Here is a 15,365-nt window from a genome sequence, read left to right as displayed (position 1 = left end):
ATAACATATGATTTTTAATTTAATAAAAACATATTTTATTTAAAGTTGTACGTTTTCGTACAACTTTTGGGGTGAAAAAGGCTGTATGTGAAGGAGGTCTTTTAATGACAATATTTGATGAAGTAAAAGAGCTTGTGGACGTACCCACCGCCGCCCGCAGTTACGGCGTGGAAGTCCACCGAGGAAACATGGCGCTCTGTCCATTCCACAGGGAGCGTCACCCGTCCTGCAAGCTGTATGATGACCACTATTACTGTTTCGGTTGTCAGGCACACGGCGATGTTATCAAGCTGGTGCAGGAGCTTTTCGGCTTGTCATCTATCGAAGCGGTGAAACAGCTCAACAGCGATTTTGCACTTGGTCTGGACGTGGACAAGCCACCGGATATGGAGAAAGTCAACAGACGGCGCAGGGAGATCGCCGAGCGTAAGGCAGAGAAAGCAAGGGCGGAGCATATGTATGATGTTCTGCTCAGGTATTTTACTTTGCTGGACAAGTACAAAATGCTTTATGTTCCGACTTCTCCCGATGATGAAACGGACAGGCGTTTCGTATACGCTTTGCAGAATATCGGCTATGCGGAGTATATGCTTGAAACGTTCAATCGTTTCGACAAAGAGCAACAGGAAGAAATAAAAACGGAGGTAGACAGGATTGAACGAGAATACAAACGATGTATCGAAGAATGGGGAGAATGCCTCGGCAACCGTTTCACCTGAAAAGAAGAAAGAGCGTGAGCTTCCCGATTGGATGCTGGACAAGACCACCGTTAATGAGCTGAAATTCTGCAAGCTGTTCACGCAGAAGCACCCTATGAAATGCATCGGCGGACGGTTCTTCGATTATGACGGACTTGTGGACGAGAACGCACTCGGCAACGAGGTCTATCGTATGCTCCGTCTGGGTGTGTGGATAGGGCTGTCAAAGAAAGTCGTGCAGATAATGGACGCGCTCAGGCTCTATACATACAGCGAGCCTATACCGCCCGACATGAACTTTATCCATGTTCAGAACGGAAAGCTGGACCTCCAAGGGAACTTCTATCCCAACAGGGAGTTCTGCACCAACCGCCTGAACATCTGCTATGACCCGAATATCCGAAACGGTGCTTATTATCCCGAACAGTTCATGACGTTTCTGTTGGAACTGCTCACACCGGAAGATGTGGTCACTTTGCAGGAATATCTCGGCTATCTGTTGATACCCTCCACGAAAGGGCAAAAGATGATGTTTCTCATAGGTCAGGGCGGCGAGGGAAAGTCTCGCATCGGCATCGTACTCCGTGAGATTTTCAGGGATAATATGCTTACGGGCAATATCCACCGAATCGAGACAGACCGCTTTTTTCGCTACAATCTGAAAGACCGTCTGCTTATGATAGATGACGATATGCAAATGCAGGCGCTGTCCTCAACGGGTTACATCAAGAACCTCGTCACCGCCGAAACGCCCATAGATGTTGAAGCAAAGGGCAAGCAGTCGGAACAGGCGCTCTTGTATACACGGCTTTTGTGCTTCGGCAACGGCAGTCCCAAAACGCTCTATGACAAGAGCAAGGGCTTCTCACGCCGAATGATAATCCTTACCACCCTGCCGCCGCCCGAAAGGCGAATTATTGACCCCTATATCGCCGAGAAATTCATCGCTGAGAAAGAGAAGATTTTCTGCTGGATGTATGACGGACTGCTCCGCCTGCTTGCCAACAATTACCGCTTCACGATATCCGACAGGGCAAGGCAGAACGTCATGGAGACTATGCAGGATAACTGCAATATCACGGAGTTTCTGGAAGATACGGACAGGGTGATGTATGGGGAAAAGCTGTGCGTTTCATCGGCGGCACTATATGACAGTTATTACCGATGGTGTGATGATAATGCTCTGACGGCATTGAAGCGAGACACTTTCACAAGCTGGGTAAAGCAGAACAGCGACCAGTTCAGCATCAAGTACACCAATAACATCTCAGTAGGTGGAAAGACCGTCAGAGGATTCAGAGGTATCGCTATAAAATATATATCGACCTGAGTTTAAGGTGTCTTGGTGTCTTATCGGCGATATTACGTTGTTTCAGATGTCTGAAATGGTGTATGAAAGACAGGCAGGGTGTATGGAGCAGACACCTTTCTGTCTGATAAGACGGCAAACCAGACACCCAAAACGGCGATATTACGCCATTCAGACACCAAGACACCATTTTTGTAAGTCGCACCTATATTATAGCAATCCAAGAAAATACCAACACAAATCTTTCGGATAAAATTCCACATTGCTGCGTCAAACTCCCTTGCAGGGCGACAGCCCAACTGCGGTCGTTTTCCTTGCACTGTGAAATTTTCTCTCGAAATCTTTATGCTGCTATTTTCTTGTATTGCTATATGTATGTGCAAAATCAACCGGGGAATATCCCTTTTCAGTGTCACTCTTGCGGCGCATCTCCAAACTTGCTGCGAAACAGTTGACTTTCACCGCTTTAAAGTGTAACATTGAAGATGAGGGTATTCCATGTCTCCCCGACAAGGGGAAGGAGGAACAATGCTTAACGGAATATCCTACGAAAGTACATCGGCTCTCTGTACAAAGAGCGACAGTGTAACGGAGCGGACACGCTACGGTCAGGCAGAGTATTATTACGCTGTCAGCCGTGAAATTCTTGCCGACCTCGTCAGCAAGAACCTTATCACCGAGGAACAGCGCAGAAAAATTGACGAGCTTGACCGTGATATGATCTTCTCCAGTTATCCGTCTATCGAAGATTATGGTTTAGGAGGTATCACAGATGCTTAAAATCCCCGAATTGGCAATGAACCGCAGTCGCAAGATTACAACCGTCTGCAACGGAGTAAAACGTGTATGGTCTGACCGTGAAGACGCACAGCATTTCTTTCTTGAAGCGATGATGGCATCGGACGGCGAGGAGCATGAAAGAAACGAGTGCATTTTTATCCAGTTGCAGAATGGGCTGACATACTGCACTGACGAAGATTAAACGGAATTGGTACGGAACAGGCGAATTGCTTGTTCCGTATTCAAAAAGCAACAGGTCATCTAAACCGTAAATATGTATCAAAATCTGAACAGTAAAAACAGGAGCTGATGTTTATGAAGAAAATGACAGTGATCCCTGCCGTGTCGCAGATCAGGCAGGGACGTATCAGAGTGGCTGCGTATTGCAGAGTATCGAGCAACAAGGACGATCAGGAGCATTCCTACGAAACACAGGTGCGGTACTTCACGAGCCTGTACAGAGGTTCGGAGACATCGGAGCTTGTCGGTGTGTACGCAGATGAGGGCATTTCGGGGACGAGCATGGATAAGCGTGTGGAGTTTCAAAGGCTCATGGAGGATTGCAGGGCTGGCAAAATCGACCGTATCGTCACGAAGTCTATCAGCCGTTTCGCCCGAAATACTAAGGACTGCCTGAAATCTATCCGAGAGCTGAAAGAGCTGGGCATCACCATAGCATTTGAGAAAGAAAATATCGACACGGCAAGGCTATCGGACGAAATGATGATAACCGTCATGGGCGGTCTGGCGCAGGAGGAATCACAGTCCATATCCAACAACGTCCGCTGGGGCATTCAAAAGAAAATGGCATCGGGTACGTTCGGGCATTGCCGTGTCCCCTACGGTTACACCAAAGAGAAGAAAACAGGCAAGCTCATCATCGAACCCGATAAAGCCGAGGTCGTCCGCAGGATATTCGATATGTATATCAGCGGAATGGGTGCAAGGAAGATCGCTCTTACTCTGACCGATGAGGGCATACCCTCACCCACAGGTAAAGCGTGGAATCAAAAGACGGTGCTGAACATTCTGGAACAGGAGAAGTATATCGGCGATACACTCTGGCAGAAAACCTACTCCAAATTCATGGGTGAGAAGTTCATTCCCAATTCGGGACAGGTGCCGCAGTATTACATCGAGGGCAGCCACCCTGCCATCATTAGCAAGGAGAAATTCGCCCTTGTCAGGGATATGCGGAAAGCGTCCACACCTCAGAAAAGCACTAAGGTCGAATCGCCATTCAGAAAGAAGCTGATTTGCGGAAAATGCGGTCACACATATGCCCTGATACGCTCCAAAAAGCGTGATTATTGGCAATGCGGTTATCGCTACGATGTCGGCAATCCCTGCAATAACACTGTTTTATATGCTGATGAATTGCAGACTGCTTTCACAGCACTGTGCGACAAGCTCCATACCCATAATGCGGAGATCATCGGCAAGTGCTATGCACAGCTCACGGAGCTTCAAAGACTTATGGAATACGGTACGGCAGAGGGAGCAAATCAGCTAAAAACCATTGCCGACCTGAAAGAGCAGAAGCTCAGGCTCGCCACGCTGTACAGAAAACGCTTTATCACCACCGAGAAGTATGACCGTGAGGTCACGGAAATTGATATGCAGATCAGCAGCCTGTCACGCAGTATGGACAGGGCAAGTGAGAACAAGGACAAGACCATTGATGATATGGAAACTCTTGCAGAGCTTTTCAAAGGCTATGACGGCACTCCCGAAGCCCGTAAGGAGATACTTGAAACAGCAGTCGAGAGCATCACCATTTCGGGCGATACGCTGACTTTCAGGCTGCCCAGCGGACTTGAATTTACAGAAAGGTTGGATAGGAATGGCAATTAAAAAGACCCCCTACGGCTACATTTGGGCAGAGGGCAGGATCGCTGTTGATATTGGTGAAGCCGAGATAATCCGCCGTATCTTTGACGAAAAGGCAAACGGCTTATCTGGCAGTAAGATCGGTGCAGCACTCTATGATGAACAGATACCCTATTTCTCGGAGGATAAGAAAAAAGCTATCGACAAGGTGTACGGCATTCTCCGTGACGGGCGGTACTGCGGTGCGGACGGCTATCCTGCAATCATTTCGGAGGACATTTTCGGCGCTTCAAATATCGGAAACTCAGCCAAAAAAGTGAAAGTCCCCGATACCTACACGGTGCTGAAAAAGCTGTCCTATTGTACCGTGTGCGGTACGAATATGGTGCATTTCTCCGACAGGACAGGCTACAAACGGTGGCGGTGTACTCGTAAGGGCTGTGCGAACTTTAAGCCGAGGATTCCCGATGATTATTTCGTGTCGGTGGTGCAGAGCATTATGAACGATGTTGTCGGTAATTCCGATATGCTTGAAACAGGTACGCCTCTGACTGTGTATGAGCCTACCGAAGAAATACGGCAGGCAGAAAAGGAAATATCTCAGCTCTGTGCTGTTCAGCCCATTGAATATGAGCTGATAAAGTCGAAAACGCTTGCGCTGGCAGTCATGAAATACAACGCCTGCACATACAGCAGAGAGCCGTATATCACGCAGGAGCTTCAAGACCTGATTGCAGGACATGAGCCTTCCGAAACGATTGATACGGAGCTTTTATTGCAGATCGTAAGCAGAATAACCGTTGATGAAAACAAGGTTATAGCGATAGAGTTCAGAAACGGAAAGCGCATCGCATACAAGGAGGTTAACAATGCCGAAGAATAACGATATGGCTTCCAATGTTACGATGATACCTGCCCTCTCGCCTGCCGAGCTGAAACAGTCCAAATACAGGCAAATTCGTGTGGCTGCCTACTGCCGTGTATCCACCGACAGCGAGGAACAGGCGAACAGCTATCAGGTGCAGATAGAATACTACACGAACCTCATCAACTCCAACCCCGAATGGACGCTTGCAGGCATATTCGCAGACGAGGGCATCAGCGGTACGCAGACCAAGAACCGCAAGCAGTTCAACAAGATGATACGCAAGTGTCAGCAAAAGAAAATCGACCTTGTGCTGTGCAAGTCAATCAGCCGTTTCGCCCGAAATACTGTGGATTGTCTTGAATATATCCGTGAACTGAGACTGCTCGGCATTGGCGTTATTTTTGAGAAAGAGAACATTAACACCATGATGATGAACAGCGAATTTATCATATCGCTGTATGGTTCATTCGCTCAGGCAGAGAGCGAGAGTATCAGCAAAAATGTATCGTGGGGTATCGAGAAATCTTTCCGTGAGGGCAAGGTCAAGTATGTTCTCGACAAGACACTCGGCTACCGCATGGGCGAGGACGGTGTGCCGTATATAGTGGAGGAAGAAGCGGAGATTGTCCGCCGTATCTATGTCATGTTTCTTGACGGTATGAGTATGCAGGGCATCGCAGATCAATTGCAGTCGGAGGGTATCAAACGCCGAAGCGGTTCGTCAACATGGAACAGGGCGAATGTGAATTTCATCCTCAAAAATGAGAAATACGCAGGCGATGCAATCCTCCAAAAAAGCTACACCATCGACTGCATCACCCACAAGCGTGTCAAGAACAACGGCGAGAAAAATAAGTACATCGTTCATGACTGCCACCCTGCCATTATCGACCGTGATACATATAATCGTGTTCAGCAGGAACTTGCGAAGCGTGGAGCGATCAAGAAACGCTCTGCAAAGGCAAGGACGGAATTGGGGCAGTATTCAAGCAAATACGCCCTGACCGATATTCTAATATGCGGAGAGTGCGGAACGGCATACCGAAGGGTAACATGGACTTCACACGGTCACAAGCGTATCGTGTGGCGGTGTATCAGCAGGCTCGATCACGGCAGTAAATACTGCAAACATTCTCCCTCAATCAGCGAAGAAAGCCTGCAAAATGCTATCGTCAAGGCTCTGAACGCTGTCTATTCCCGAAACGGCGATATGCTTGCCCGAATGGAGCAGAATATCCTTGCTGTCATCGGCGACAATGGCGATATGCAGAAACAGACTGCCAAAATACAGAAACGCCTTGAAGAAATAGAGGACGAGAGGGATTCACTTGTCCGTCAGATCACAAGCGGTGCAGTCGATGAAGATGCCCTCGACAAAAACTTTGAGAGCCTGAACGACGAGGAAGCCTACCTGAAAACCCAGCTTGACGATATGCAGACCAAAGCCAAGCTGAGTGATGAGAAGAAATACGCTCTCATGGCTGTCGGTGAGGAGCTGCGCCGTCATGACTGCCACCTTGCCGAATATGACGATGTGACCGTCCGCAAGGTCATTGAGGTTATCAGGGTACTGTCCAAGAACGAGGTGCAGATCATCTTCAAGGATGGGCATGAAATGAATGTGGCGGTAGAGAAGTAATGTTACATATGCAGGAGGTCACAGCCTACGATTTTTCGGAAGAAATTAGTTGTGACCTCTTGCAATTTTGTTTGATATAGGGTATAATAGAATAGATAAAGTGTATCGTGTTACGATCACGGAGGTGATTTTTATGGGAACATATCTCAATCCCGGCAACAGCGGATTTGAGGAAGTGCTGAATGGTGACTACATTGATAAGACAGGTCTTATCGCCTTGATAAATCAGCGTATCAATACTCCGAGCAAATTGGTGTGTATCAGCCGTCCGCGCCGTTTCGGCAAGTCTTATGCTGCTAAAATGCTTTGTGCCTACTATGACTACACTTGCGATTCTCACAGCCTTTTTGAAAAGTATGAGATCAGCAGCGATAGAACCTATGAGAGTAATATCAATAAATATCATGTTATTTATCTTGATATGACAAATTTGCTTGAAAAAGTTGAACCTGAGAAGCTGATTCAATTCATTAAGGACAACGTTGAAAATGAAATCCTTGCTACTGATACAAACATCATAAAAGGTTCATCATTCGATCAAACGCTTATTAACGCAGTAGAAAAAACAGGCAGAAAAATTGTGATGATAATAGACGAGTGGGACGCACCCATTCGTGAGTCTATGGTCAATTCCAAAGAATACCTACTGTTCTTGCGTATGCTTTTTAAAAGCAGTTCAACAACGCCCAAGATATTTGCCGCAGCATATATGACAGGTATCCTGCCTATAAAGAAAGATGGTTCACAGTCTGCTATATCTGATTTTGAGGAACATTCAATCATAGAGCCTGATGAATTTGCAAAATATACTGGTTTTTTGGAAGAAGATGTTCATAAGATATGCGACAAATATCACGCTGACTTCCGCAAGATGAAGAAATGGTATGACGGCTATACTGTTGGTGATGTTCAGTCTGTTTACAACCCGTATTCGGTTATCTGTGCTGCCAAAAAGAAAAAATACACATCGTATTGGAGACAGACCTCGGCGGCGGATAATCTGCTTGACTATATTGAAATGGACGAAGAAGGTCTGCAAGGGGATATTGCACAGCTTATTGCTGGCGAGACCATTGAGATCAACACAAGCAGTTTTAAGAATGACGTAACAGGATTCAAGCTGAAAGACGATGTTCTGACCTTACTTGTTCACCTCGGCTATCTGGCATACGAACAGAAAGTTGAGATACTCGGAGAGGGCGATGACGAGGACGAGATCATCAGGGAGTTTGTTCATATCCCGAACGACGAAATCAGGCTTGAATTTTCCAATATCCTTAAAATGACCAAGCATGAAGTGCTGGTCGATCTTCTCAGTAATTCCAAAAAGCTCCTGCAAGATACAATAAGCGGAAATGAAGAAGCTGTTGCGAAAGCCATTGACGAAATTCGTATGATGAACTATGCTCCCACCTATTACAATGACGAGCAGGCACTCAGGTATGTTATCAAGTTTGCCTATATCGTTTGTGTTGATAACTACATGAAGATCGAGGAGCTTCCAAGCGGTAAGGGTATCGCTGATGTTGTTTTCATTCCTCGTAAGGCTACCGATCCGACACTTGTTATCGAGCTGAAATGGAACAAGTCTGACACGGCAGCCATTCAGCAGATCAAAGACCGTGAATATCCGACTATCCTAAAGAACCGTAAAGGTAAGATCATACTTGTCGGCATCAACTATGATGAAAAGACTAAGGTTCATACTTGCACGATAGAAACGGTCACAAAGTAAACTTTCAAAATTTCACAGAGATAATTTCTCCCCTTGTATTATTTCTCAATGATACAAGGGGAGATTGCTTTGTGCTTTTATCGAAACAAATTACAAGTTCACTATGGATAAATAATGCACCGATATTTTGTCACGATGAATAAGAAATGCGAGGTTAAAATTATTATATTATTATTTTTTGCGTTCAATATCACAGCTATGAATGATTGATATACGAAATATCAATTTTAGATATTGAAAATGAAAGTCGGTACAAAATAGGCTCGGTCATCTACGAAAACACACTTTTTTGAACGTTCAAATAAAGTGTGAAAAATGACGATATTAGGCGGTTTTAAGGCTATGTATCTATACCGTTAAAGCGATATATGCCTGGTTTACCATGAGCAGGGAAGTTGAAGTCACAGGTATTAAGATGACTGCAACCGTACCAGAAGACCTGCAGATTTCGTTAGGAAGATTAGCAGATGTCGATACACCCAATTCTGCTGAAGTTGATGAGAATGGTGTTTCTCTTGGAGCTAGTACTGGTGTTCTGTATTCTGCATCGGCTGGTGCTGCTGACAATGGCGGTGCTTCTGCTCCTGAAAAATCGTGGGATTGGTCAAATAGTGCAGATATAAGTGCTTATTACCAGTTTGGTAGATTGATACCTGCATCTTCATATGACGGCAGAGAGATATTCTTTACGCCTGATGCAAATGGTGTTGGTAAAACAGTTAAGGGTAATGCTTCTTATTATCAAGCGACAGATAAACTCACACCTGTTGCGGACGCTGGCACTGGAACAACTTACAAAACTACGCTGCATGCTAAGACTTCAACAGCTGATAACTGGAACGTTGTAGGTACAGGTGCTTATGCTCAGGCAGATACTTGGAATAAAACAAAAGATGATGGTTATTATGTTGACATTCCTATATGGCTTAGAACCTCTTCTAATGAAGCTATAAATCTTTCTGTTGATGGCTATGTTTTACCTGGAAGTTTAAATACTGGCGAAGGCGCATCAAACAAGGAAACAGATCTTGAACTGTACAGAGCAATTAGGGTTGCAATCCTTGATGGTGAGACAGTTTCTGAAAATGCTTCTACTGGTGCTGTTGCTTGTACCGCAGGTGATGCAGCAGTTGCAAACACTAATAATATAATTCCTTTGAAAGATGCATGGGATACATCAGCTAATGTTACAGATGGAACATTTTCAGCTATTACAGGCGTTGCAAATCCGTGGGCTAATACTCTTACATCTGTTGTCGACTCTGCTAACCTTGCTACTACTGGCAGAACTCTTCCGTCAGCACTTACTGCTGCAAATCAGCCAAAGTATGCCAAGGGTGCTGAGGGGCAGATGTATGCTGGCGTAAGTGCAGCAGCTACAACAGCAACTGATCCCGATGGTGATGGAGTGGTTGATACTTATGCTGGTACTTATACTGACTACACTTGCATAACACCTACTTCTGCTGCTTCTGCCTGGTCTAATGTAGCAACTGTTGCAGGTAGTACAACTAATGGACAGTATGGTGCTGCTAAGAAGCTCATCATAAGAGTTTGGCTTGATGGTGAAGACTTTGAATGCTGGAATGATAATGCTGGACAGGATTGGGCAATTGCTCTGAAGTTTGCAAAGATCGAAAGCTAATAGTTGTATATAAAACCATAAAGCATACCATAAGCCCCTCTCTCCGAATTTGGAGAGAGGGGCTATATTGCATAATTTATGAGTTCATATACTATAAAGATTAGCTCTTTCTTATGAATCTAAGATCAATCTGGAAGTCCTGAGCGGCAGTTTCATCCCAGCAGTTAACATCTTCGCCTTCAAGCCAAACACGTAAAGTATAAGCGGCAGCAGAGCCATATTCGCCACTTGTTGATGTAGACTTAGGCACAAGGACTACCGCCTCACCATCACCAGCAATTCCATCATTTATAGCCGCAGTTGTGGCTTGTGTAACAGGATCTACCTGAACCCATGTAGGAGCAGTCGAATTATCGGTTGCAGCATTTACTGTATACGCAGATGCTGGAGCATAACCATTAACACTATCTACAGCGCCCTCTTCAGTATGGTAATACTTTGTTGTGCTATCCATAATTGCTCCAACTGCACTTCCACCACTAGGAATCAATGCACATCGAGCAGCAAGATACAAATCAGGCGTAGTTACTGCATCAGCAGTAGCACCTGTCTTTTTAGGAGTAATTGTTGCGATTACAGCAAGCTGAACATTCTCATTTTCCGCACCCGTAATAGATGTTCTAAACCATACAGGAATGTCAACATAGTAACCTCCACCAGTCTTATCAATATCCGCAATAGTCACATTAGTAGTAGCACCCTTTGTGGTTGTGGTCATTGAAGCACCAGTTACATCATTAGGCTCTGTCCATGCCTGATATTTACTTGTTGCAGCTGTATCTGCTTGAACGAATGCCGCATAACTCTTACCAGTAAGTGCTTTTTGATTTGCATCATAAGTGTCTTGTAACAGCGCACGACCAGCTCTAGTAGCATCAGAAGTAAAGAATATATCATTGCCATCTTTTGATGTAGCAGGAGTCAAACGACCAAAAGTATAGTAATCGGATATTGCAACAGTATTAGTCCAATCTGTTGTTCCGTCTGCTACACTAGGAGTTGTGACAGTAAGTGTACGAGTTGAACCATCGTTTGCTTCCACAAACGAAGCGCCTGTTAAACCTGCTGTACCATTTGTACCAGCACCAAGTGAAACTTGAATATTCTCAGGAACTGAAGCTGTCATCTTAATTCCTGTAACTTCAACTTCCTTGCTCATCGTAAACCAAGCATATTCCACTTTTGAAAAAGAGATGACCGCAAAGATGATAAAATATTAAACCTTAACTGTTACCTTCTCGCCACCACAAAACTTCACAACGACCTTATCAGCGCTCTTAACAGTGATCTCCTCAACAACCTGTCTGACCAGATCATTATCAAACTCCCCGAGCGCTTCAATACCATGCGTCAGATTCCTCGCCGCCTTGATACGGTACAGATCATGCCGCCCCGAATCGCGCTTGCTGTTCAGTTCATCAAGTTTGGATTTCAGCTCCTGTTCCTCCGTGTGCAGGAGCTTTAACTTGCTACCAAGAACGTCGGCAGGAATAGCAGAAATATCCGCAAGCAGGCGGTTACGCTCAACTTCTATTTCTCCAAGGCGAGCACTGACCGAAGCTATCCTGCGTTCAAGGTCGGCGTTTTCGGATTCAAGGGTATCTGCGGAAAGAGCAGACTGTCTATCAAAGCCGCTACTGTCAAGTATCTGCTCGTTTATCGCCCTCACTATCGCGCTGTGCAGTGCTTCCTCGTGCAGGCTGGGCGAATCGCACCTCGCCTTACCACCGTCAAGAGTGCTTTTGCAGCGCCACACGGCACGCTTGCCGGTGCCACTTTTCCACAGCACACGCTTGTAATTGCAGCCGCAGCTGCCGCAGACGAGCAGCTCGCTCAGGGCGTATTCAGTGCGGTAACGTCCCCCGCGAGCGTTGCCTTTCGTCATAGCACTGCGACGGGACAACTCCAGCTGCACCCTGTCCCAAGTTTCGCGGTCGATGATCGGGGCGTGACAGTTCTGCACCAGATACTTTGGCTTCTGACCGTTGTTCTTCGCACAGGTGTGGGTCAGGCAATCGACCGTATAGTACTTCTGCAAAATGGCGTCTCCCACATATTTTTCGTTTTTGAGGATAGAGTTCACATGGTCGCGGTTCCAGACGGTGCTGCCATTTCTGCGGGCTGCACCCTCAGAGGTTAGTCTTTCTGCTATCTTTCGCAGACTCATACCGCCCGCAAAAAGGCTGAAAATCTCCCTCACGATCACGGCTTCGTCCTCGATTATCTGCGGAACGCCGTCCACCAGCCGATACCCCAGCGTGTATCTCATCTGATACCGCACGTTGCCTTCCTTGAACGACTTTTCGATACCCCATGTTATGTTGCGGCTGATGCTCTCGCTTTCCGCCTGCGCGAAGCTTGCGTACAGCGTTATCGCAAACTCCGAACTGACCGACAGCGTGTTGATGTTCTCCTTTTCAAACTGTACCGCCACATTCAGCCTTTTCAGCTCACGCACGAAATCAAGGCAATCGACGGTATTCCGCGCAAAACGGCTGATCGACTTGCAGAGTATCAGGTCGATGCGCCCCTTGCGGCACAGCTCGATCATGCGGTTGAACTGTGTGCGGTTCTCGGTCTGCGTGCCGCTGATGCCCTCGTCCGCAAAAATGCCGATCATCTGCCAGTCGGGTCGGCTGCCGATGTAGTCGGTGTAGTACGCGATCTGTACTCCGAAGCTGTTCATCTGCTCGGTTTCGTCTGTGCTGACCCTGCAATAAGCCGCCACTTTCAGCTTTTTGCCTGTAAATACGCTGTTTGCCTGCTCCTTTGCAGGGATAAGTGTCACGTTTGCCGCTGTCTTTATATTACTCATGGTTGGTGCTCCTTTCACTTTTGACCGTCTTTCCGTTGATGAACTTAACACGCACTCTGTCGGGCGTGACATAGATGTGCCTGACCGCTTGTATTAGAAACTCCGGCAGCTCCACACAATTCTTGATAGCGTCCTCTATATGCGCGGTCTGCTCGGTTTTCACGTTGTACTCAATGCAGCCGATTTTTTCCTCTGCAAGATGAACCGCCGCTTTGATAAGCATTTCAGCGTTTTCTCCCAAAGCTATCAGCTTTTCAAGGCTTTCCAGCATTGTGAGAACACTTTCCGTTGGACGATATTCCGTCATGGAACATTTAAGACTTACTAAGCGTGGGTCAGCGTATACCTTTGAAAAAACGTCAGTTGTGTTGCCTATCATATCTTCGTCCGTATGCTTTGACCTCCAATAAGAACAACGGCGGTTTGAGCATTTCCAGAGATATACACCCTCGACCTTGCGCCGTGAAAGCCTTCCTCCGCAGCCTCCGCACAAGGCAAGTGAGCGAATCGCATTTATAGGATTATGTGATGTAATTATTCGTTTTTTATGCTTCGGGATGCTCATAATGATATGTATGCCGCTCACAAGCTCAAAATCAGCGGTATCGTGGGCAAATCGGATAGATTTGAGAATATCGGCACAACAATCACTATGAGCAGCGGAAACCGCTTTGTAGAGCGTTTTTACCTCATTTATCAAAAGTGAATTATGCTCCTTTTGTTTTCTGCAATTCTCAATCAAGGAGGAATACTCGGCGTTAAGCTCGGTCTCGGAGGTTATGACTTCCCCATAAGAAATAAGACCCTCCGCACACATTTTGCGAAGGGTCATTTTCTGTTGCATTATTTCGTCAAGGCGACCGCTTTCTGCATTTTCAGAGACCTTTTCAGCGATCCTTTCAAGCTGCCCAATAAGCGGCAGGAGAACATCATCGGCATGGTTGGTGAACTTTGTCCATATCACTCGCCACAAGTCGGAAAGCGTTTCATCATGCAGAATATCGTTCGTGCAGGGCTTGACAAGATCAAATCGCCTCGTGCATTGCCAGTAAGGGCGAGCCGCACCAATCAAGTAGTACGACCTCCCACAAATTCCGCAGACAACCTTTTGACGAAACGGGCTGTTATTGGTCTTTTCGGCGGGACGAACGCTTTTTAACCGCAAAGCCTGCGCCGATTCAAAAGTCTCTCGGTCAATTATCGGCTCATGACTTCCACTGACATAGAAGCTGTTAGCTTGCCCCGTGTTCGGGTGGCTTGTCCCCATAAACACGGACACTGTTTTCTGCCAGCGAATATCACCGAGATACATCTCCTGTGCGAGCATTTTGTAGACAGTGATATTGTTCCATGCGGTGGATTCGGGTGCAGGCAGACCCTCGGAATTGAAAAGAGCGGCGATTCGTCTTGCACCCATTCCGCCGAGATACAGCGAAAAAATGCGCCGGACGACCGCCGCCTGTTCATCATTTATCACAAGTCTGCCGTTCACCTTGTCATAACCGTAAGGTACACGCGCCACGCCGAGCGTCCCTGCCGCCATTTTGCGGTGCAGGCTCCAGCGAATGTTCCTCGAAATGGACTGCGATTCTTCCTGTGCAAGACCGCCCATAATCGCTATCATCATTTCGTCGGCAGTTCTCGCAGTGTCGATGTTCTCTTTCTCGAAGAAAACCGTCACGCCCAGTTCCCGAAGCTCACGCAGTATTGCAAGACAATCACGGGTGTTGCGGGCGAAGCGGCTGATCGACTTGGTGAGTATGCGGTCAATGCACCCATGCCTGCAATCGTTAAGCATACGCATGAACTCAGGGCGGTCGGTGGTCGTTCCGCTTATCCCTATGTCCGCATAGATGTCCACAAGCTCCTCTGTCTGCGAGCCACCGAGCAGCGTCATGAACCACAGCCGCTGCGCCTCATATGAGTGCTGCTGTTCCTCTCGCCCCGTCGATACCCTGCAATATGCCCCGCAGCGAAGTTTTCTGCGGGGCTGTTCTCTTGGCTGTATTATAGTTATTTCAGCCATGCTATCAACTCCTTTCAGAA

At 46.7% G+C, this 15,365-nt stretch carries 12 protein-coding genes; 9 read left to right on the top strand and 3 right to left on the bottom strand.

Going from position 1 to position 15,365, the window contains the following annotated elements; translation table 11 throughout:
• Positions 1-104: 104 nt before the first annotated feature.
• The 9 genes from RUMAL_RS19930 to RUMAL_RS19885 all read left to right on the top strand — a co-directional run bounded on the left by RUMAL_RS19930 (position 105) and on the right by RUMAL_RS19885 (position 10,504).
• Positions 105-719 carry a CHC2 zinc finger domain-containing protein gene (locus RUMAL_RS19930; RefSeq protein WP_013483884.1) on the top strand — a complete coding sequence of 205 codons (615 nt, stop codon included), beginning with the start codon at positions 105-107 and terminating at the stop codon, positions 717-719.
• Positions 655-2,028, top strand: a complete 1,374-nt coding sequence (locus RUMAL_RS19925) for a DNA primase family protein (RefSeq protein ID WP_013498895.1) — start codon at positions 655-657, stop codon at positions 2,026-2,028. Before RUMAL_RS19930 ends, RUMAL_RS19925 begins: the two co-directional genes overlap by 65 nt.
• Positions 2,029-2,535: 507 nt before the next feature.
• Complete coding sequence (locus RUMAL_RS19915) at positions 2,536-2,787, top strand: hypothetical protein (RefSeq protein WP_013483882.1); 252 nt, start codon at positions 2,536-2,538, stop codon at positions 2,785-2,787.
• A complete protein-coding gene (locus tag RUMAL_RS19910; RefSeq protein ID WP_013483881.1) occupies positions 2,780-2,989 on the top strand; it encodes a hypothetical protein in 210 nt (69 codons plus the stop codon). Before RUMAL_RS19915 ends, RUMAL_RS19910 begins: the two co-directional genes overlap by 8 nt.
• Positions 2,990-3,102: 113 nt before the next feature.
• Complete coding sequence (locus RUMAL_RS19905) at positions 3,103-4,641, top strand: recombinase family protein (protein ID WP_013483880.1); 1,539 nt, start codon at positions 3,103-3,105, stop codon at positions 4,639-4,641.
• Positions 4,631-5,500, top strand: coding sequence for a recombinase family protein (locus RUMAL_RS19900; protein ID WP_013483879.1), 870 nt, complete (start codon positions 4,631-4,633; stop codon positions 5,498-5,500). The genes RUMAL_RS19905 and RUMAL_RS19900 overlap by 11 nt, the downstream gene beginning before the upstream one ends.
• The gene (locus tag RUMAL_RS19895; RefSeq protein ID WP_013483878.1) at positions 5,487-7,124 is read left to right on the top strand and encodes a recombinase family protein; all 1,638 of its coding nucleotides are present in this window, start codon (positions 5,487-5,489) and stop codon (positions 7,122-7,124) included. Before RUMAL_RS19900 ends, RUMAL_RS19895 begins: the two co-directional genes overlap by 14 nt.
• Positions 7,125-7,257: 133 nt before the next feature.
• On the top strand, positions 7,258-8,859 hold the full coding sequence (locus tag RUMAL_RS19890; protein ID WP_013498894.1) for an AAA family ATPase: 1,602 nt from the start codon (positions 7,258-7,260) through the stop codon (positions 8,857-8,859).
• A 382-nt stretch (positions 8,860-9,241) separates the two neighbouring features.
• Entirely contained in the window at positions 9,242-10,504 is a 1,263-nt protein-coding gene (locus RUMAL_RS19885; RefSeq protein WP_013483876.1) for a hypothetical protein, read from the top strand.
• A 100-nt stretch (positions 10,505-10,604) separates the two neighbouring features.
• Here the strand turns inward: RUMAL_RS19885 and RUMAL_RS19880 are convergent, their stop codons facing one another.
• The 3 genes from RUMAL_RS19880 to RUMAL_RS21105 are packed head-to-tail and all read right to left on the bottom strand — an operon-like array spanning position 10,605 to position 15,345.
• Positions 10,605-11,663, bottom strand: a complete 1,059-nt coding sequence (locus tag RUMAL_RS19880) for a hypothetical protein (RefSeq protein ID WP_028504497.1) — start codon at positions 11,661-11,663, stop codon at positions 10,605-10,607.
• A gap of 57 nt (positions 11,664-11,720) precedes the next feature.
• Positions 11,721-13,319, bottom strand: a complete 1,599-nt coding sequence (locus RUMAL_RS19875) for a recombinase family protein (RefSeq protein ID WP_013483874.1) — start codon at positions 13,317-13,319, stop codon at positions 11,721-11,723.
• Positions 13,312-15,345 (bottom strand): recombinase family protein, encoded by a 2,034-nt coding sequence (locus tag RUMAL_RS21105; protein ID WP_013483873.1) that lies wholly within the window; start codon positions 15,343-15,345, stop codon positions 13,312-13,314. Before RUMAL_RS21105 ends, RUMAL_RS19875 begins: the two co-directional genes overlap by 8 nt.
• Positions 15,346-15,365 lie beyond the last annotated feature (20 nt).

Source organism: Ruminococcus albus 7 = DSM 20455 (assembly GCF_000179635.2).
In the GTDB taxonomy this organism is placed as follows: domain Bacteria; phylum Bacillota; class Clostridia; order Oscillospirales; family Ruminococcaceae; genus Hominimerdicola; species Hominimerdicola alba.
Note: the sequence above shows the minus strand (reverse complement) of the source record. Positions and strands in the feature narration are given on the sequence as shown.